General features: G+C 40.5%; 17 protein-coding genes. 9 read left to right on the top strand and 8 right to left on the bottom strand.

Features of this window, described 5'->3' with window-relative positions:
- The first annotated feature begins 26 nt into the window (after positions 1 to 26).
- From AL038_RS12030 to AL038_RS12005, 6 genes are all read left to right on the top strand, one after another.
- Entirely contained in the window at positions 27 to 980 is a 954-nt protein-coding gene (locus AL038_RS12030; protein ID WP_062153146.1) for a biotin--[acetyl-CoA-carboxylase] ligase, read from the top strand.
- Positions 977 to 1729, top strand: coding sequence for a type III pantothenate kinase (locus AL038_RS12025; protein WP_062153144.1), 753 nt, complete (start codon positions 977 to 979; stop codon positions 1727 to 1729). The genes AL038_RS12030 and AL038_RS12025 overlap by 4 nt, the downstream gene beginning before the upstream one ends.
- Positions 1726 to 2988, top strand: a complete 1263-nt coding sequence (locus AL038_RS12020; RefSeq protein ID WP_062153142.1) for a hypothetical protein — start codon at positions 1726 to 1728, stop codon at positions 2986 to 2988. The genes AL038_RS12025 and AL038_RS12020 overlap by 4 nt, the downstream gene beginning before the upstream one ends.
- A 276-nt stretch (positions 2989 to 3264) precedes the next feature.
- Complete coding sequence (locus AL038_RS12015) at positions 3265 to 3675, top strand: response regulator (RefSeq protein ID WP_062153141.1); 411 nt, start codon at positions 3265 to 3267, stop codon at positions 3673 to 3675.
- A complete protein-coding gene (locus AL038_RS12010; RefSeq protein ID WP_062153139.1) occupies positions 3672 to 4595 on the top strand; it encodes an MBL fold metallo-hydrolase in 924 nt (307 codons plus the stop codon). Before AL038_RS12015 ends, AL038_RS12010 begins: the two co-directional genes overlap by 4 nt.
- A gap of 34 nt (positions 4596 to 4629) precedes the next feature.
- Positions 4630 to 5688 (top strand): AbrB family transcriptional regulator, encoded by a 1059-nt coding sequence (locus AL038_RS12005; RefSeq protein WP_062153137.1) that lies wholly within the window; start codon positions 4630 to 4632, stop codon positions 5686 to 5688.
- Between the two features lie 69 nt (positions 5689 to 5757).
- Here the strand turns inward: AL038_RS12005 and AL038_RS12000 are convergent, their stop codons facing one another.
- The 4 genes from AL038_RS12000 to AL038_RS11985 all read right to left on the bottom strand — a co-directional run bounded on the left by AL038_RS12000 (position 5758) and on the right by AL038_RS11985 (position 9149).
- Entirely contained in the window at positions 5758 to 6444 is a 687-nt protein-coding gene (locus AL038_RS12000) for a GltB/FmdC/FwdC-like GXGXG domain-containing protein (protein ID WP_062153135.1), read from the bottom strand.
- Between the two features lie 14 nt (positions 6445 to 6458).
- Positions 6459 to 7358: a class II glutamine amidotransferase gene (locus tag AL038_RS11995; protein ID WP_062153133.1), complete on the bottom strand. Its 900-nt coding sequence runs from the start codon at positions 7356 to 7358 to the stop codon at positions 6459 to 6461.
- A gap of 175 nt (positions 7359 to 7533) precedes the next feature.
- Positions 7534 to 8643, bottom strand: a complete 1110-nt coding sequence (locus AL038_RS11990; RefSeq protein WP_066246135.1) for a histidine decarboxylase — start codon at positions 8641 to 8643, stop codon at positions 7534 to 7536.
- A gap of 5 nt (positions 8644 to 8648) precedes the next feature.
- Entirely contained in the window at positions 8649 to 9149 is a 501-nt protein-coding gene (locus AL038_RS11985; RefSeq protein ID WP_062153129.1) for a hypothetical protein, read from the bottom strand.
- Between the two features lie 168 nt (positions 9150 to 9317).
- Between AL038_RS11985 and AL038_RS11980 the strand changes: the two genes are divergently transcribed.
- Positions 9318 to 9947 carry an NAD(P)-dependent oxidoreductase gene (locus AL038_RS11980; protein ID WP_062153127.1) on the top strand — a complete coding sequence of 210 codons (630 nt, stop codon included), beginning with the start codon at positions 9318 to 9320 and terminating at the stop codon, positions 9945 to 9947.
- Positions 9948 to 10203: 256 nt separating this feature from the next.
- Here the strand turns inward: AL038_RS11980 and AL038_RS11975 are convergent, their stop codons facing one another.
- On the bottom strand, positions 10204 to 11082 hold the full coding sequence (locus AL038_RS11975; protein ID WP_062153125.1) for an SDR family oxidoreductase: 879 nt from the start codon (positions 11080 to 11082) through the stop codon (positions 10204 to 10206).
- Positions 11083 to 11153: 71 nt separating this feature from the next.
- Between AL038_RS11975 and AL038_RS11970 the strand changes: the two genes are divergently transcribed.
- Entirely contained in the window at positions 11154 to 11774 is a 621-nt protein-coding gene (locus AL038_RS11970) for a LysE family transporter (protein ID WP_062153123.1), read from the top strand.
- A 254-nt stretch (positions 11775 to 12028) separates the two neighbouring features.
- Here the strand turns inward: AL038_RS11970 and AL038_RS11965 are convergent, their stop codons facing one another.
- The 3 genes from AL038_RS11965 to AL038_RS11955 are packed head-to-tail and all read right to left on the bottom strand — an operon-like array spanning position 12029 to position 16125.
- Positions 12029 to 12763: a ProQ/FINO family protein gene (locus tag AL038_RS11965; RefSeq protein WP_062153121.1), complete on the bottom strand. Its 735-nt coding sequence runs from the start codon at positions 12761 to 12763 to the stop codon at positions 12029 to 12031.
- A 2-nt stretch (positions 12764 to 12765) separates the two neighbouring features.
- Complete coding sequence (dusA, locus tag AL038_RS11960) at positions 12766 to 13764, bottom strand: tRNA dihydrouridine(20/20a) synthase DusA (protein WP_062153119.1); 999 nt, start codon at positions 13762 to 13764, stop codon at positions 12766 to 12768.
- 45 nt (positions 13765 to 13809) lie between these two features.
- The gene (locus AL038_RS11955) at positions 13810 to 16125 is read right to left on the bottom strand and encodes a hypothetical protein (RefSeq protein WP_062153117.1); all 2316 of its coding nucleotides are present in this window, start codon (positions 16123 to 16125) and stop codon (positions 13810 to 13812) included.
- Positions 16126 to 16599: 474 nt separating this feature from the next.
- Between AL038_RS11955 and AL038_RS19010 the strand changes: the two genes are divergently transcribed.
- Positions 16600 to 19287: a dipeptide ABC transporter ATP-binding protein gene (locus tag AL038_RS19010; protein ID WP_236839377.1), complete on the top strand. Its 2688-nt coding sequence runs from the start codon at positions 16600 to 16602 to the stop codon at positions 19285 to 19287.
- Positions 19288 to 19468 lie beyond the last annotated feature (181 nt).

Raw genomic sequence — 19468 nt, 5'->3', positions numbered from 1 at the left:
CAACGGATGAATTAATTAGGTGAACTATGCTTAATTCGCTATTACAACAACTTGCTGATGGAAAAATCCATTCGTTGCAACAACTAGCCCTGTTTTTACAAAAAACACCTAGTCAAGTCCAAGAGATGTTGAATGCGCTACAAACGTATGGTTTACCATTGCAACAATCGGCAGATGATTATCAATGGCTTGTACCTACCGTTCTATTAGAGCGGGCGCAATTATGGACGGCGTTATCCCCAATGATTCGCCAACATATTCAACTGTTACAAGTTTTTGCTGTGATTGATTCGACCAGTCGTCATTTACATGCCCAAACTGGCGACCCACACAAAATTGCTATCTGTTTGGCAGACTATCAAACTGATGGCTATGGGCGACAAGGGAAATCATGGATTTCGCCGTTTGGAAGTGGTATTTGTTTGTCATTTAAACAGCGTTATCCAAGCGTAAGTCATTTGATTGGCTTAAACCTTGCGGTAGCGGTTGTCATAGTCCGCGCACTACAACAACAAGGCGCGACAGGACTGCGGATTAAATGGCCTAATGATATTCTGTGGGGCGGGCGTAAATTAGCAGGCATTCTATTAGAAAGCCGTCCCTTACCAACAGGACACTGTGAAATGGTATTAGGTATAGGACTGAATGTATGCTTGCCCTCATCCTTACCAATTATTGACCAGTCCCCAGTTGATTTACAAACTATCATGGGACACGCTGTTGACCGACAGCATTTAGCAATTACCCTGATTGAAACGATTACCCCACTTTTGTTAGGGTATGCACAGACAGGTTTATCGCCCCTGTTAGCCGATTGGCAAACCTTTGATTTACTGGCGGGACAACAAGTTACCCTCACCACACCACAAACACAGATACAAGGGTTAGCCTGTGGTATAGATGCCCAAGGCGCGTTATTACTAGAAATCAACCATCAGCGACAACGCTATGTATATGGAGATGTTAGCGTTAGATTATGAACTTGCTTATAGATATTGGAAATAGCTGTATAAAGTGGGCAAGTTTAGAGCATCACCAGCTAATGACTCAACAACGTTGTGTTTATCATAAACAAAATATTACAACTGCCTTCTACCAAGCATGGCATACGCTTAATCCGCCTACGGCTGTTTGGGTGTCAAACGTTGCGGGTGAAGAAATGGCTGAAGCATTGCAACAGTGGACACAACACGAATGGGGACTCATTCCACATTTTGTTAAAAGCACTGCTATGGCACAAGGTGTGAAAAATGCCTATCAACATCCTGAGAAATTAGGTGTTGACCGATGGTTAGGACTAATAGGTGCGCACCATCTTATTATGGGCAATTTATGCGTGGTTGATTGTGGAACTGCCATCACGGTGGACATGATAAATCATGAAGGACAACATCTAGGTGGCATTATTGTTCCCGGTGTTACAACCATGCACCAAGCCCTTGCCAAAAATGCCAACGCACTTGCACCTTATATTTCCCTGTCATCACAGTTGCAAAGTGATAAATTAGCAACAGATACACACGAGGGAATTACACTCGGAACGCTTTATGCTGTATTGGGCTTGATTGACTATGTTATGAATCGCTTTGAACCTACACTAGGCACATTAAGCCTTGTGCTAACAGGTGGTAGTTTACCCAGTTTACTCCCCTTGCTTCAGCGACCTTATCAACATATCCCTGATTTGGTCTTACAAGGGCTAACCATGATGGTCATGCAAAACAAATGAGAGTCTTCGCCTTATTACTCCTGCTGTTAAATCTCGCCTTTTTTGTTTGGCTACAAGAATATGATTGGATGACTTGGTTGCCTTGGCAACCACAACAATTCAAGACTGATGCTACACCGCCAGAAAATAATAGCTTACCTAAATTGGTATTACTGAGTGAGTATCAGGCAGGAACAGCGAATATTAAAGGGAAAACCAAACCAACTATTGTTGCTACCGTCACGGACGCCCCCCCCGCGATGACAACCAATATGCCACCAACCCCTGTAACGCCCCCATCCGAAAAACCGTTACAACAAGCAACCGCAACCCCAATATTAGACAATGCAGTAAAAACAAATCCACAACCCACAGAAACAAAACCCGACGATAAAGCGACAAGCGTTGTTGATGCAAGTCAACCCAATTTACCCGCCGTGCCTTTGCCACCAACACCGCAAGCAAACAATGTAGCTACCGCAGAAACGACACCTACAACGGTTGTCGCATTAAGCCATACAGCCCCAACATTACTGGCTGAAACCGTAACACCACCTGATACAGCGAAAACCTCGCCTGCTGTACCCGTTGTTGCAGAAAAAACAACCGTAGAAAAAAATACAGCCGTTGCACCTGTTTCCCCAACACCAGACACATCCAAAATAGCCAAACCAAATAAGCCTGTTAATACCGAACAACCACCCATGCCTGAAAAAAACCCCGAAAAATTGCCTGAAAAAACGCCTGAGAAAACAATAAAACCAATTGTTGCAGACACCAAGAAAAATATCCCTGTAGAAAATGCATCATTAAATAGTCAGCATTGCTATCAAGTCGGACCCGACACGGATGGAAATAAACTAAGAATGGCAGCAAGCTGGTTTAACCAACAAGAAAAAAACAGTGCGCGGATAACCCGACAAGCGGATAACAAAGCGGTGTCGACGTGGGTTTTTCTCCCACCGCAAAAAAATCGCCAAATGGCACTTGATGAACTGAAACGCTTAGAACAACGCGGTATCATTGATTTTTCTCTCATGACCGAAGGAAAATATAATAACGCGATTTCATTTGGAATTTTTCGAGAAGAAAACAGCGCAAAACAACGGCTTAGTGAATTGAAAAACAAAGGTTATACAAGTGCAAAACTAGAAAAGCGTTATGAAACAGATACACGTTATTGGTTAAATGTTAGAATACCGCAAGGACATAGTGATTTAACTAAAGAATTTAATCTTGCCTTCAAAGGGATTAAGCTAAACACCATTCCGTGTCAATAACGGGTTACATCATAAATGCCGTAAAGATTTACCCCTAAATAAATAACAGCTCAACATAACAGGGTTAAACAATGGTGAGTGAAGAAATATATACATTAACCAATGGGTAACATTGTATAAACGATAGAGTAGAATTCTCCACAATTGACGATATTCAAATGCAACCAACACCTTATTTATAAGAGATTGCGTTAATGATGCGTACTGATTGCCAGCTAATTCGATTCATCTGTGATAACTGACGCACCAAAATTAATAGTTGATAGGTTTAACTTCATGACAGAAAAAAGACCAACTATTGTGGTAGTGGACGATAGCGCAACCTCCATTTCCCTTTACCAATTCAGCATTGACCCTCTTGCGATAAATTTTATGGGGTTCAAATCGCCTGATGAAGCAATGCCTTATTTACAAGAGCATACACCTGATTTATTGTTTTTAGATATTATTATGCCTGGTATGGATGGGCTGACTTTTCTCCGTCGTTTACGTACCCAAGAAAATCAAAAAAATACCCTTGTTATCATGGTAACTTCCAAAGATTATGCGCAAGACCGCTATATCGCTAAACAATTGGGTGCATTAGATTTTGTGATTAAACCCTTACGGTTTAAGGAAATTCGTGATTTGGTTTGTAAATATGTTGACATTACCCCCCCGACAAAAACGGAAGCTACTAATAAATGAGTAACTCACTCAACTACATTCGCTTTTGGGGCGTGAGGGGTTCATACCCCGCACCTTTTGGCAGTCATTTGCGGGTTGGTGGCAATACATCCTGTGTAGAATTGCGCGTTGACAATCACTTACTCATTTGTGATGGGGGTACAGGCATTATACCGCTGGGTAATGCCCTGATGGGACAGCAAGATATTCGTGAAGTAACGATTATTTTAACCCACTACCACTGGGACCATATTTCTGGATTACCGTTTTTTGTACCCGCATTTGTACCTGGCTGGAAAGTGAACTTTTTTGGACCGGGAGATAATCGTAAAGAAATTGAAAAACGGATTTCAGGGCAAATGGTTGACCCCTATTTTCCTGTAGAAGTAGAAATGTGGTTAGCCAATATTAACTATATTGATATGGAAAATAATGAATTAAATTATGGTCCTTATAAAATCACTAGCTTTAACGTACATCATCCCGGTAGTACATTTGGTTATCGCATTGAAGTGAAAGGTAAAACCATTATTTATGCTTCAGACAACGAACTGTCTTTTATTGACCAAAATATAGAAACACGCAAAGAAGAAATGAATGAGCAAGAACACGCGCTCATTATGGCGATGCAAGCCGAAGAACGGGCAAAGGCACAAGAATATATTCGTGAGGCAAATATTTTTATTCACGACGCACAATATACCCCTGAAGATTATAATAAAAAACGCGGTTGGGGACATTCTTGCTATATTGATACTGTCAATTTTGCAGCGGATGCCGATGTGAAACAACTTTATCTTTTCCACGTTGACCCAAACTATAACGATGACAAAATAGAAACCCTACACCGTTCAGCCGTTAAGATTTTACATGAACGTCAATCGCTTATGAACTGTCATATCGCCCGTGAAGGATTAATTGTTGATTTTGACAGCCTTTAAAATAATTGTTTCATAAAAAGTAGTTGTATTTTCCTTGATAGCACAATTTTCGCGGTTATTTCTCACCTTAACGCTGGGTTTAGCGGGCGGTTTACTCTTTAACCATTTCACGATTCCAGCCCCTTGGTTGCTTGGCTCGCTTACACTTACCTTACTGCTTAGCATGGCAGGATTGCCACTGCTCATATTCAGAAGATTAAACAGCATAACCTTTGCAGTTATAGGCGTTATGCTGGGTAGTAGTTTTTCACTACAACTATTACAACAAGCCGAACAATGGTTATTAACCTTAAGTTGTATCGTGCTTTACCTCATTGTTATCATTTTTTCCGCGATGTATTACTGTCAACGTATCGCAAAACTGGATACGCTTTCTGCATGGTTTGCGAGTGTCCCCGGTGGACTGAGCGAAATGGTTTTACTCAGTGACCAACTTCGTGCCGATGTAAGAGCCGTCGCATTGTTCCATGCACTGAGGGTGATTGTTATCCTCCTAAGCCTACCGCTACTACTCTGGTTTACACAGACTGATTTTGTACCCACACAATACCTTTCCGTAAAAACCAACATAATGGGGTTGTATGACGCATTTCTATTGGTTTCTTGTGGGGTATTAGGTTTTTTATTGGCTCTGCGCTTTCAAGCCCCTGCGGCAATGCTCTTTTATCCGCTTGTTCTCAGCGCGCTTGTTCACATCAGTTTATTAACAACCGCAAAACCGCCCAGTGGTTTAATGATTATTACCCAACTGGTTATCGGCTCATCTATCGGTTGTCGTTTTGCAGGGTTTGCGTGGCTAAAGGCATTACATTTATTAAAAATGGGATTAGGGATGGTGTTTATTTCTATGGGGATTACGTTAATTTTTGCGGGGGTTTTACACCTGATAACAGGAATTGCATTTATTAGCCTCGTCTTTGCTTTTGCACCGGGAGGTGGTACTGAATTAATGCTGATTGCATTATGGTTACAATTAGACCCTGCTTTTGTCTCTGTACATCAACTGCTTCGTTTAATGCTGGTGATGATGATTATCCCTTTAATAATTGCTGTCTGGCGACGTAAAAACCCAGTGATTATTGATAAATCATAAATTATGGTGCTAATCGTCGCGTAGCAAATATTATCGATAACAACTTAACACCTGAAGTATATTAATAATTTAACCTGATACCGTTTCTTTAAGGTGCATACTATGAAAGTAATAATGTTCACGTGTAGAACCATAACGGCGAAAGGTCATTGGGTCAGCACTGATGCCTGCTTGTTTTAGTAACGTATCTACTTGTGTAATATGCTGAGTTTTCATTTCTTTTTCCACACACCCTGCACCTAAACTACTCACTGTACCACGCACGTAAATAACCGCTTCGTATAAAGAATCACCTAAATTATCACCCGCATCTCCGCAAATGACTAAACAGCCTTTCTGCGCTAAAAAGGCACTCATGTGTCCTACAGAGCCACCCACAACAATATTAACCCCTTTCATAGAGATACCACAGCGTGAACTAGCATCGCCTTCAATCACGACCAAGCCACCCTGTCCAGATGCGGCCGCATATTGAGAAGCACTGCCTTTAACCTGTATCCGTCCCGACATAATATTTTCTGCAACACCAGAACCCGCATTTCCATTAATTTGTAATGTCGCTAATTGATTCATTCCCCCGCAATAATAGCCCACATGCCCATCAATCTGAATAGTCGCAGGGGTCATCATACCAACCGCAATATTATGTTTACCGCGTGGATTTTTAATTTGCCAAGACTCATTAGCGGCGGTTGGCTGATGTAATTGTTGGTTCAATTGACGAATGCTACTTTCATCTAAATCAATCAATAACATAATTATTTTTCTCTTTAGGTTCTATGCCAACTATAAATAGTTGCGGGAGCAGGTTCCCAAATGCGCGCATTTTCTGCATTGGGTAAATGGGCGATTGTTCGAAATTCTGAGGCGACAGCAACCCAATCATCGGTTTCCGCCATCACCGCAGGTTTACACGCAATCGGGTCACGCAATACCGCAAAGCCATCTCGAGTACCAATTGCAAACGTATAAAAACCATCAATATCTTTTAAAGCAGATTCTAAGGCTTGGTCTAAGGTTGCACCTTGTGACAATTGCCACGTTAAATAGCCTGCGGCAACTTCGCTATCATTATCTGTTTCAAACTCAATCCCTTTACGCTGTAATTGTTGGCGCAACCGATTATGATTAGATAATGAACCATTATGTACCAGACACAAATCCAATCCCGTAGAAAACGGATGTGCATGTTCTGTGGTGACAGCACTTTCAGTTGCCATCCGTGTGTGTCCCAGTGCATGAGTGCCATGTAATTCATGTAGATTAAAATGTTCCACAAAATCAGCGGCAGTACCAATTTCTTTATAAATTTCTATCGTATCGCCCGCACTCATCAAACGGACATCAGGAAATTGTTGATGCATCCACCGCTTTATCACATCTAATTGTTCCATCACAGTAATAATCGCATGGTTAGTACGGATAGACAGATTTACTTTACCGCCAAAATTTTTGGTAACAATTTCGCCTAATCGAGTCCAATCATAATTTGTTGCAGGATGAAAGAGGGTTAATTTCATCGCAGGTTGTGAAACTTGGTCTTTATAAATAGCCACTCCCGTACTATCCGAACCACGCTCACCCATATCGACGAGCATCGCAGAGAGTAAAGCACCAAGTTGTGGTTCAAGCCGTGCATTTTTCGTAAATAAGCCAACAATGCCACACATGCGTTTTAGATGCTCCCATAGCGTTAAACTGTCATCATATTAAGACATGATGTCACACAATTACGTTGATATAACCTTAATAAGCAAGAGTTACACCGTTTATGCACGAGATAAGCTATTTGAATAATAATTAAGCGTATTTCTAACGGGTTAATGAATACTGACAATTTGGATGTTATCCCGCACCCAATAAATCTTGTAAAAAAGCATCAATGACGGTACTTGTCACTTGTTGCATTACCACTACATGCGCCCAGTCGCCCTCAACAGCAAGTTGCCATTTATCAATAATTGCTTTTGCAGGTTTTTTAAATAACACAATAATAGAATGGGGATTACGTAAAAAAGGATAGGAAAAGGCTTGCAACTGTCGTTCTAAATAAAGGGCGTTTGCTAAACACTGTTGAACCTCTGCTTGTAAACCCGCATGACCTTTTGTATGCAAGGCATACCATAAAATCAAAGGCGTATGTCCATTACGACAACCTGATAATGTACTATCTAACGTGTCTATATAAGCAATTGGTTGTGCTATTCTCGCAGTCGCCTTTGCCCGACATAATACAATCCCACAGGGCATGGGCGACCCTAAAAATTTATGTCCAGAAATAGATAAGCTATCAATTGGCTGTGTGAATAAGGGGTAAGTCGCGTGTGGAATAAAGGGCAATATCATGCCAAATAAAGCAGCATCACAATGTATATAAAAATGTTGAATCTTTTTTTCCTGTAAAACGACCAACACTTTTTCTATATCATCAATTGCCCCCTTCATCGTTGTACCAATATTAAGCACGATAATGGCAGGATGTTCAGCGGATAAACACGCCGCCAACGCTTTATAGTCCAATTCACCCTGTGCTTGAGAGGGAACAACACAAGACGGTAATTTTAACAAGCGCGCGCTTTTGCTGATGGAATAATGACTGTCAGCAGAATAATACAAAATGCCATCAGGATAAGCCTCTCGCCCCATGTACAACCCATATAAATTTCCCTCTGTTCCCCCCGATGTCACATAACCTGATAAGGTCTCTGTGGTAGGAAACTGATAAATATCCGCAATAAAACGCAATACTTCCCGCTCAAACTCATGACTAGGATGCCTACGACTGTGGTCTGACCACGGGTCACCAACATTATGTAAAGGCAAGGTCAACAAGGCTTGTAACGGGGTAATATCCAATTGCGAATTTAATGGATAACCCAATGGGGTTGGTGACGCTATCACTTGCTCAACAAATGCTTGTAAACGACGTGTCACCATTAAATCAGAGAAAGACATACAAATTAATCAGTTGTCGTAAAACTGGCGGCGACATCCCGCAATACAGAACTCCCTACTTGGTCTAAGGGGTCTAATTCTTGCAACTTGGTTAATACCTGCTCTGCACCCTCAAGATTAAGCTGACGTAAACGGATAAAACTCAAGGCTTTTAACGTATATAAATAAATACGTTCCGCGCCCTCTGGATTAGACCAATCGGCTGAATTAATAGTTAATTGCGTCCAATCGGCTTCAAATCCACCTACTTTTGCGCACATCTCAAGGGATAATTCTGCAACGCGCTGTGCATCAGCCAGACGGTATTTATAAAAATAGAATTTATACAGGGCGATATATACTTCAAGCTGTTCAGGGTCTAGGGCTTGTGCTTGCCACAATAATTTCTCAGATTCCTCTGTATTATCATAGGCTTTAACGGCTTGTTGTAATAATAAATCGATTTCAGGGGGAATGTTCTGACCGAATAAAACCGTGTCGTCAGGAAAAAGGTAAGAAACGCTCATGATGATGGATAATTAGATAGAAAAGAGAGATATAACCTTGAAACAAGAAGGATTCGTTATATTATACCTTAGTCCTTCACAAAATTGACTTTTTTCAGGTTAGTTAAATAATTTATCTTCGGTTTAGTTAGTTGAAAAGCGATTAGACCAATCGTAAAGGAAATAGTGATGAATATTGTAATTTTTGGGGCAAGTGGTGGAACAGGAAGATGTTTGGTTGCCCAAGCAGTAACAGCAGGGCATCATGTCACGGTGCTACAACACCATGCAAAAATCCATAAGTCAAACAGTAATATCCGCATTTTAGAAGGTGACGTGCTGAACTATTTTGATGTTGAAAATGCAGTGCGCGGACAAGATGCTGTTTTATGCACTTTAGGGACAAAAAACATAAAGGGAACAAGCGTTTTATCCAGAGGCACACACAATATTTGCGCGGCAATGAAACGCTTTGCACTAAGCCGTCTTATTTGTGAATCATCATTAGGGGTTGGCGATAGCCTGCCACAAACAGGTTTTTTCTTTCGCAACCTTATATTGCCATTATTCATCCGCCATGCTTATGCCGATAAAGTGCTACAAGAACAAGAAATTAAAGACAGTGGATTAAAAAAATGGGTGATTATTCGCCCTGCCAGATTAACCAATGGTAAACAAACAGGACAATATCATATTGGTTTTAGCGAAGATAAAAACTTTTCAGGCAAGGCTATTGCCCGCGCAGATGTCGCTGCCTTTATGTTACAACAACTGAAGGAAGATACTTATATACAAAAGGTTATCGGATTATCTGCTTAAGTAAATAAGGTGTCAGAAAATAGACTGATTTGTAAAATTATAGTAAGGACAGTCTGGGTCGGGACTCTTGGCGTATAAAGACAGGAAAAACAACACTTGCATGAGTCGCACGGATACCACCATGTCAACCAGTGTTATCCGTTTAAAGACTGTCTGAATCAATATTTTCAGAATGACCAGAATGTAACGGCAGAAAAATAAATGCTTTTATGTCCCGCTATCTGTAAGTTTTGACGCGACTAAATCGAATAGTTACTTACATTTCTTCCAGACATTGTTGTAAACCGCTCTTTAAATCAGGATAAAACAACTCAACTTCTAAAACAGTCCGCATTTTCTCATTACTAATCCGTTTAGATTCGGCTAAATAACTCAACATTTCTGTGCTGAGTTCAGTTTGTGCCGCTGCTTTATCTACAACAGGAGGACGCGGTAATTTCAACGCATCAGCAACATGATTAAAATAATCGGTCATTGTGGTTGGATTTCCGTCAGTCACGTTAAAAATCCCTGTTACATCACTATCCCCCGCTATCAAACAGACTTCTACTAAATCATCAACATGTATTCGATTGCTAAATGGGGATAACGCCTCCGCTAATACAGGCGTTTTTTGTTTTAAACGTTCAATGGGCAACCGTCCTGCGCCATAAATACCCGCAACCCGCAAAATAACCAGCGGTATTTTTTGCTTATCACACCACTGTGTTAATGTATTTTCTGCATCTACTCGACGACGAGCGCGGTCGGTTTGTGGATTGGTTGGACGTGCTTCAGTAACCCAATCCCCCCCACAATCTCCATAAACCCCTGTTGTGCTGATATAAACAATTTTTGCAGGTAATTCAGTGGGACTAAAGGCATTTAATAAATGCGTAATACGCGGGTCAGTTATTCCTGTCGCAGGGGGCGGGGCGAAATAATACAGAATGGTTTGTTCAGTGGGTAATTCCGTTAAAAAGCTAGGACGGTCTAAATCACCGGGAACTGTCATAATATCCGCTTCTTGCAAACGTCGATTGCTCTCCGTTGAACGGACTAACGCCATTACCGCACATTCCTCATCTTCCGCTAATACCGTTTGTGCGAGACGTAATCCGACATAGCCACAACCCACAATAAATATATCTTGCATTTATAAATCCCTTGTTGTTTACATAATGTCCCATATTACAGAGTTTTTTTCGCACTGATGGAGTCAATAATATGGCGTTAGAAATATGGGTAGCATACTTTCTTGCGTGTTTGGTGTTAAGTCTATCACCCGGTGCAGGTGTCGTCTTTGTGATGAGTAGTGCTATGAGTTACGGTGTTCGTAATACGCTTTATGGTATTGTGGGTATGGAGTTAAGTCTATTGATTTATTTGCTATTAGTTGCCTTTGGTATTGGCGCAATTATGGCAGCCTCAGCAAATATGTTTAGCGTTATTAAATGGAGCGGGGTTATTTATCTACTTTATTTAGGAATACAAAAATGGTGTGAACCCGTACATATTCAAATGGATACAGTGCTAACTGCGAATAGTCGGCCCCTAAAGATTTTTTTACAAGGATTGTTTGTAAATTTGACCAATCCGAAATCAATCGTTTTTTTAGCCGCATTATTACCACAATTTGTCGATTTACACCGCTCACAACTATTACAATTCAGTATATTAGGTATCACAATGGTTGTATTAGATAGCATTATTATGTTTGCTTACGTTTTGATGGCAAACACCTTGCGCCATTTATTACATGACCCACGTTTTATAAAACTACAAAATCGTTTATTTGGTGGCGTATTAATCGGTGCGGGTTTATTAATGACACAAATCAATCGTTAATAACTTTTTTAAAATGGCTTCATGTCGCGCACAAATTGCGAATTGAGATGAAATAGCGTAGCGGGTACAGTAAATTATTGGATAGCTCTAAAGAAGTACAGATAAATAATGATAGGCTTTATCTTTTTTTTGTTTGACACTACCCATTATTTTTTAAAAATTAAAATGGTAGCGGTTTCAGCGAAGCGGTGCATCATCGTGCGAAAGATGCACCGAATTCCCCTACGATGGCTGAACAAAATATTCCTCTTAAATTAACCTGTTTGTCCTTTCTCTTTTTTCTCCACAACTAATAACTGGGGTGCTTTAAGCACGTGATTACTCAGTAAGGTAGCCTGCAACAATATCCAAGCTTCTTTCCCACTGGTTTCGTAATCTTGTACGGTTTTTAACATACGCTGATGCGCTTTACTGGTGGTTTGTGCCGTAATGGTCAACGGCGCGCCCTTTGGATTGGCTAATTCAATTTTCCAGTTTGTTTCTGGCGTTTTACTGGGTAAACGTAAATTATGCGGTAAATTGGACGATAAAATGGGAATTGTCACTTTCACACTACGCACAGGAATAACTGCCATGTACTTTTTTGCATTGAGAGGTTCATTAAGCAGATTAGCGTGTGTCGTTTGCGGTTTTGCGTTGCGACGGTCTTTAAACGATTGAGCCTGCTCTTCAGTCACTTCCCCGATGATATTTCCATTTAAATCAACTCGCTTTACCCCTGCTGTTTTAATCAAGATTTGGTAATCAGGATGATGACAATACAAACAAATGGCCGCACTGATGCGTTTAAAACTGAGGTTTTCGGGCAAATCATTAGTACCATCAGGATGTTTTAAACAAGCATTAATCTCTTGACGAATGCCAACGGCAAGGGCGTATTTTATTTGTCCTATGGGAAAAAAAGTATTAGGGAAACGGTTTCGTAAAAAATCTAAGGCTGCTAGGGTTTTATCTTTGGTTAATAAACTTGATTGTGTTGATTCTTCCATTTTCAGCAACCTGCCTCTTGTAAAGTTGTACGAATTTTTTCCACAGCGATAAGGGCTTGACGCACAACATGGGCATCCGCTGGTCGTTTGGGGGCGTGTTCGCTTAAATAACGTCGCCACTGTTTTGCGCCACATTCACCTTGAAATAAGCCAAATAGATGACGTGTAATATTTGATAAATATGCCCGCCCGCTGTCTAATTCATCTGTAATATAAGGAATCATTTGTTCCACAATGGTGTAGCGCGTGGGTTTACGATAAGCGGAATTAAAAAAGCGTTGTTCTATCTCGGCTAATAAATAAGGATTTTGATAGGCTTCACGTCCTATCATGACCCCATTAACAACTTGCAATTGTTGTTCAATATCTGCAATAGTTTTTAGTCCACCATTGATAATAATCGTCAAATGGGGAAAATCAGCTTTTAAGCGGTGGACAATATCGTAACGTAAAGGGGGAATATCCCGATTTTCTTTAGGGCTTAAACCCGTCAGCCATGCTTTACGAGCATGAACAATAAAGGTGTCACAACCTGCTTTTGCAACGACTTGAATAAAATTGGTTAAGTGTTCATAACTGTCTAAGTCGTCAATACCTATACGCGATTTAACCGTAACAGGAATTTTAACCGCTGAGCGCATACTAGCAACGCAATCGGCAACCAATGCGGGCGTAGCCATTAAACACGCGCCAAATTGTCCTGATTGTACACGGTCACTAGGACAGCCAACATTTAAATTAATTTCTGCATAACCATAGGCTTCAGCAATTTTTGCACATTCCGCCAGTGCATGAGGGTCGCTCCCACCCAGTTGTAATGCAACGGGATATTCTGCGGGATGAAAGCGAAGAAAGCGGTCACGGTCGCCATATAGAATCGCGCCAGTTGTTACCATTTCGCTGTATAACAAGACAGAGGGAGAAATCAGACGTAAAAAGTAGCGGTCATGCCTGTCTGTCCAATCTAACATTGGGGCAACGGCAACAAGACGATTTAGCATAGCGATTTTTTAATGAGGTCAAAGAGTATGGGGATAAATTTGCACTTACGTAGGCGATTTTTGTAACGCATTTTGTATGGTTTGTAAAATTTTTTTATGTGTCAAAACTTCATAATAACGTTGTTTGGTGAGTGGATAATCCGTATTTTCTTCTTGCCATAATCGCACCCAGCCTTCTCTGACAACCACATCTAAGGTTTGTCCTTGCATATTTTTGTAATATCCCGCATAAAACGTGGTTTTATAATTATCGCCCGGTAATTGAATATTAAACTTACGTAATGCAATTTCTGTTTGTAATTTTTTAAAGCCTTCGATATCCAATTCAATCCCATTTAAATTATAGCGAAAGGTGGTCATGCCTTTTTCGCCTTTAAACTTATCAGTTTCAGGTTGTTGAAAGACCAAGACCCGCGTTAATAAATTGAGTCGTCCGTAACGTTGGCGTAATTTCCACGAGCAAGAAGAGAGTCTATCTGCATCTCCAATAGCGGGGGAAATCATAATTCGTTGTTCACCATCGTATAAAAAATCGGGTGCGTCTTCTGCGTAACAAATCCCAATACCCAGTTCTAAAATAGGTAGCCCGTGTTGTCGACAAAATTGGTTTTGTTCATCAACCACAGCCAACATACTGCGCGCTAACCCACAAGCACGTGCGACAGAGAACCAACTGGCTGGTTTATTGTGATAATCAAATAAACTGAGAATAATCGCATCGCCTTCGATAAAAACCTTTTCCGCACCGTATTCTTCTAATAATTGCCGAATTGGATTAAAAAAAGTTCGACTAAAATGCGTAGCAGGATTTAAACCGCGCTTGCGTAATTCGCTGGTAATCGTGGTTGAACCGCGCAAATCGGCTTTAAGGATAACATGACATTTAATAACATCTTCTTCATCAGTTAGTTCAGCTTGTTCAAAAAATGAATGTAAAATACCATTGGTCTTTGATAAGTGTAAGTCATTAGGGTTACTAATAAAATTAACTTGTTCCATTGCTTGTTGCAATAGATGACGATACTTTAAGTCGCGTCGATAAGTGCAAAAATCTTTAACAAAGCGGTATAAAACGGCAGGGGGTGGGTTTTTTGCCATTTTACGAATATTTTTCTGGGTTTCTACCAGCGCATTAACTGATAATGGTTTATCACCCAGACGACGTAAAGGACGTACTTTTTCACTGAGTTTGAGTTTATACCAAACCTCGTCAATAGACGCATCGCCACAAATTGCTTGGTAGAGCAAATAAGGCTTAATCAGGTGTGCATAATGTTCATATAACCGTAGGGTTTCATAAGCCGCTAAAATATGTGGAATAATATGATACTGATTCAGTATATCGATTAATAATTGCAAGGATTTTTCTTGTAATCGTAAACAATTTTTTAAATAAAGTTTTTCTGCGGGTTCTAGCTGACTATCGGTTAAACTTTGGTGAGTATGCTCGCTATCAAATAATAAACGAATATTATCAGGTACATCACGCCATGAAAAAGTTAAGGTAAGGTCATTATCTAAGTGGGAGGGAATCGCAGAACCCGTTACATGGTCATTGGTGCTGACTTCATCAAAGCGGAATAATTGTGCAATTTTATCGAGGGTTGTATCTAATATTTCACTTAATCGATTAAATCCATAAATACTATCTGTATCTTGCGAGAGTAAAACGTAATAATCCATTAACATTTCTAAATCATGTGCATCAGGACTTTGTAGTAAAGGATTCGACAACATATCAGGTGGAATTGACCACGTAATACCAAGTAACGAAATTTTTAATTGTTGTCCGTTTCCTGTTTCAGCGCGTTGAATTTGTTCTATAACTTCTGATGTTACTTTTTGTAATAAGCGATTATAGTTTTTTGACATCCATACGGTTCTATCATACGTATCGGTTGCACTACTTTGTCCGTTGCTGCTGAGTAATACATTTTTCATTTCTTGCATGACTTGTTCAGCTTTATCCGCAACTTGTTTTATAATGAATTTAATAACGGCAACTTCAAATAATTGTAATAAATCTAATTGTTTATGCTGTTTACAACGATGGATAGTGATTTGCAAAATATCGGCATAACTATCATGCAAAGCAGATAATTTACGGCGGGCAGTTTCAGAAGGTTTGTCAGTAAAACGACGTTTTGTATTGGTACGTTCTAATAACAGGGTGTAAATAGAATCTTGACAAATAGCAACAAAATTTGCGCCTAGTTGCACATCAATATGAACGTTATCAATACCTTTTGGCAGGCGAGCAAAACTAATCGGCGAAAAACGCAACGGTTGCAGCGAGAACTGCGCGGTTGACGCGCTCGACGAGGTGAAATATTTATTAAAAAAACGAGTGGAATTGAGCATTCCTGAATGGTGGCGGACAGGCAATTATTTGTCGCTCATTCTAAAGCAAATTTAATACCACTTGGTAGGGTTATTTTGTTAGGGTAAGGTCTATTTAAACTGATAAAAATGGTTAGAATAAGACAGATGGCGGTGCTAAACAGGAAAGAATAAACATAATTGTTATGTAAATCGGGCGTTTCAGTGTTAGTTGGTATAAAAGTGATGACCTTGATAATTCTGAAAATCCTGATTCAGGCAGTCTCTCATCAGAAAAATGACTTATTCTGACTCATTTAGCACTAAGATAATGGTTAGTACCGTCCTTAACGCACTGATAAACGGCATTACCGTTGCATCAATTAGCCAGTTATTTGATGTGTTTTAAAACAATGGGACTACTTAAAAAGCGATTGAATTAAAACATCTTTTTTATTGAGTTATCCCCTCAGAAAAATAAACCAAATCTTATAGACCAAAGCAACTATGGCACTTATGCAACTATCTCCGCTAAATCAACGTCGTTTACGTAATTTTTTCGCAAATCGTCGCGGAGTGTGGTCATTATGGCTGTTCCTGCTCCTATTTTTTGTTACCCTATTTGCTGAATTAATCGCTAACGATAAACCACTGATTATAAAATATAACGAGGCTTGGTATTTTCCACAACTATATGATTATACTGAAGAACAATTCGGTGGTGATTTACCCCTGCCTGCAAATTATCGCGACCCTACAGTGCAAGCCCTTATTAATGCACATGGCTGGATGCTAAATACTTTAATTCCTTATAGTTACGATACCATCAATTATAATTTACCCACCCCCGCCCCTTCCGCGCCTAGCCAAGAAAATTGGTTAGGCACAGACGACCAAGGACGCGATGTTTTAGCGCGCTTAATTTATGGATTTCGGATTTCCGTTTTATTTGGCTTAATTTTAACGGTTCTTAGCTCGGTTATAGGAATTGCAGCAGGCGCAGTGCAAGGCTATTTCGGTGGTTGGATAGATTTATTGTCACAACGATTTATCGAAATTTGGTCGAGTATGCCAACTTTATACATTTTAATTATTCTCGCTAGCGTGATAGAGCCTAATTTCTGGTGGCTATTAATTATTATGTTATTATTCAGTTGGATGTCTTTAGTGGGTGTGGTACGGGCAGAATTTTTACGGGCGCGAAATTTTGATTATATTCGAGCAGCAAAAGCATTAGGGGTAGGCAATACCACGATTATGCTTCGTCATACCCTGCCTAATGCGATGGTTGCAACGTTGACGATGCTTCCATTTATTATGAGCGGTTCAGTAACAACCTTAACCGCATTAGATTTTTTGGGCTTTGGCTTACCTGTTGGCTCACCTTCTTTAGGGGAGCTTTTGTTGCAAGGACGGAATAATTTACAAGCACCATGGTTGGGAATTACTGCGTTTGTTGTTTTAGCCCTCATGTTGAGCTTGTTAATTTTTGTAGGGGAAGCCGTGCGTGATGCCTTTGACCCTCGTAAAAACACCACCAAACTGCCTTCCCTTCCTAACGGTGAACAAGCGCATCTGCATCAAGATAGCTTGATTAATAATGATAACTTATTAGCGGTCCATGATTTATCCGTTGCATTTCATCAATCGGGTGTAGCTCATCTTGCCGTAAAGGGGGTAAGTTTTCACTTGAATAAAGGCGAAACATTGGCGATTGTTGGTGAAAGTGGTTCGGGGAAATCTGTCACTGCATTATCGATTTTGCAACTGCTTCCCTATCCGCTCGCCTCGCATCCAACGGGCAATATTTACTTTCGGCAACAAGCACTATTAGGTGCATCTCCTGCCATGATTCGGAATATTCGTGGTAATCGTATCAGTATTATTTTTCAAGAACCGATGACTTCATTAAATCCCCTGCATACCATTCGCCAGCAAATTGGGGAAGTGTTGTTTTTACACAAAAAAATGAGTGTGGCTCAGGCACATACCCGCATTTTAGAGTTGCTCGCGTTGGTTGGTTTGCCTGATGCTGAAAAACGGTTAAATGCTTATCCGCATCAATTATCGGGTGGACAACGGCAACGGGTGATGATTGCGATGGCCTTAGCGAATGAACCCGATATTTTAATCGCGGATGAACCAACGACTGCGCTAGATGTGACGATTCAAGCACAAATTCTTCAGTTACTTAAGCAGTTACAGCAGAATTTGCAGATGGCAATGCTGTTTATCACCCATGATTTGAGCATTGTGCGCAAATTTGCCGACCGCGTCTGTGTGATGCAACAGGGTGAATTAGTAGAAGCCGCTGAAACAGAAAATTTTTTTGCTAATCCCCAACATCCTTATTCACAACGCTTGTTGAATGCAAAACCCAGTGGCAAAGCCATTGCGATGTTACCTAATGCACCAGAAATTCTGAGTGCAGAACAAATAAAAGTCTGGTTTCCGCTCAAACAAGGCATCTTACAACGCACAACTGATTATATTAAAGCGGTGGATGGTGTTTCGCTACGGGTTAAAGCAGGGCAAACGTTGGGCATTGTTGGCGAAAGTGGTTCGGGTAAAACAACGTTAGGGTTGGCATTATTACGCTTAGAAAAAAGTCAGGGCATTATCCGCTTTCAAAATAATGAAATTCAAGGATTATCTACCGCTGAGTTGCGTCCCTTACGCTGTGCCATGCAAATTGTTTTTCAAGACCCCTTTAGTAGTTTAAGCCCGCGTTTATCCATAGGACAAATCATTGGCGAGGGGTTGGAAGTTCACCAAATTGGTGGCAATGTCGCAGAACGTGAGCAGTTGATTATTAAAGTATTACAAGAGGTTGGTTTAGACCCTGATACACGTCACCGTTATCCGCATGAGTTTTCGGGTGGCCAACGTCAACGGGTTGCAATTGCGCGGGCAATGGTTTTAAAACCCAAATTAGTGATTTTAGACGAGCCGACTTCAGCATTAGACCGCTCGGTGCAAGCACAGATTATTGATTTGTTGCGTGATTTACAGGCGCGTTATCAATTGGCTTATATTTTTATCAGCCATGATTTAGCGGTGATTCGAGCGTTAAGTGATGAAATTATGGTTATGAAAGCAGGGCAAGTCGTTGAACAAGGTGCGACAAATACTATTTTTACCCATCCACAACAACCTTACACCAAGGCTCTGATTGCTGCTGCTTTTGATTTGGAAGCCGTTTGAGATTGATGGTCTGCATTAAGATTGGAAAAATTGACAGCAATGGCGTAGCGGGGAAAAATTCCCCCGCTTTAGGAATAGGGGGAAGTTTGCTGTTTAGTCGTGGATATTTAAAAGAATAAATACTTAGTTTTTAGCACTATGGTTACTATATATCTGACTAGCGTATTTAAGACTTGCTAGA

It is taken from the genome of Beggiatoa leptomitoformis, from assembly GCF_001305575.3.
Lineage (GTDB): Bacteria > Pseudomonadota > Gammaproteobacteria > Beggiatoales > Beggiatoaceae > Beggiatoa > Beggiatoa leptomitoformis.
This window is presented reverse-complemented; position numbering and strand designations above follow the sequence as displayed.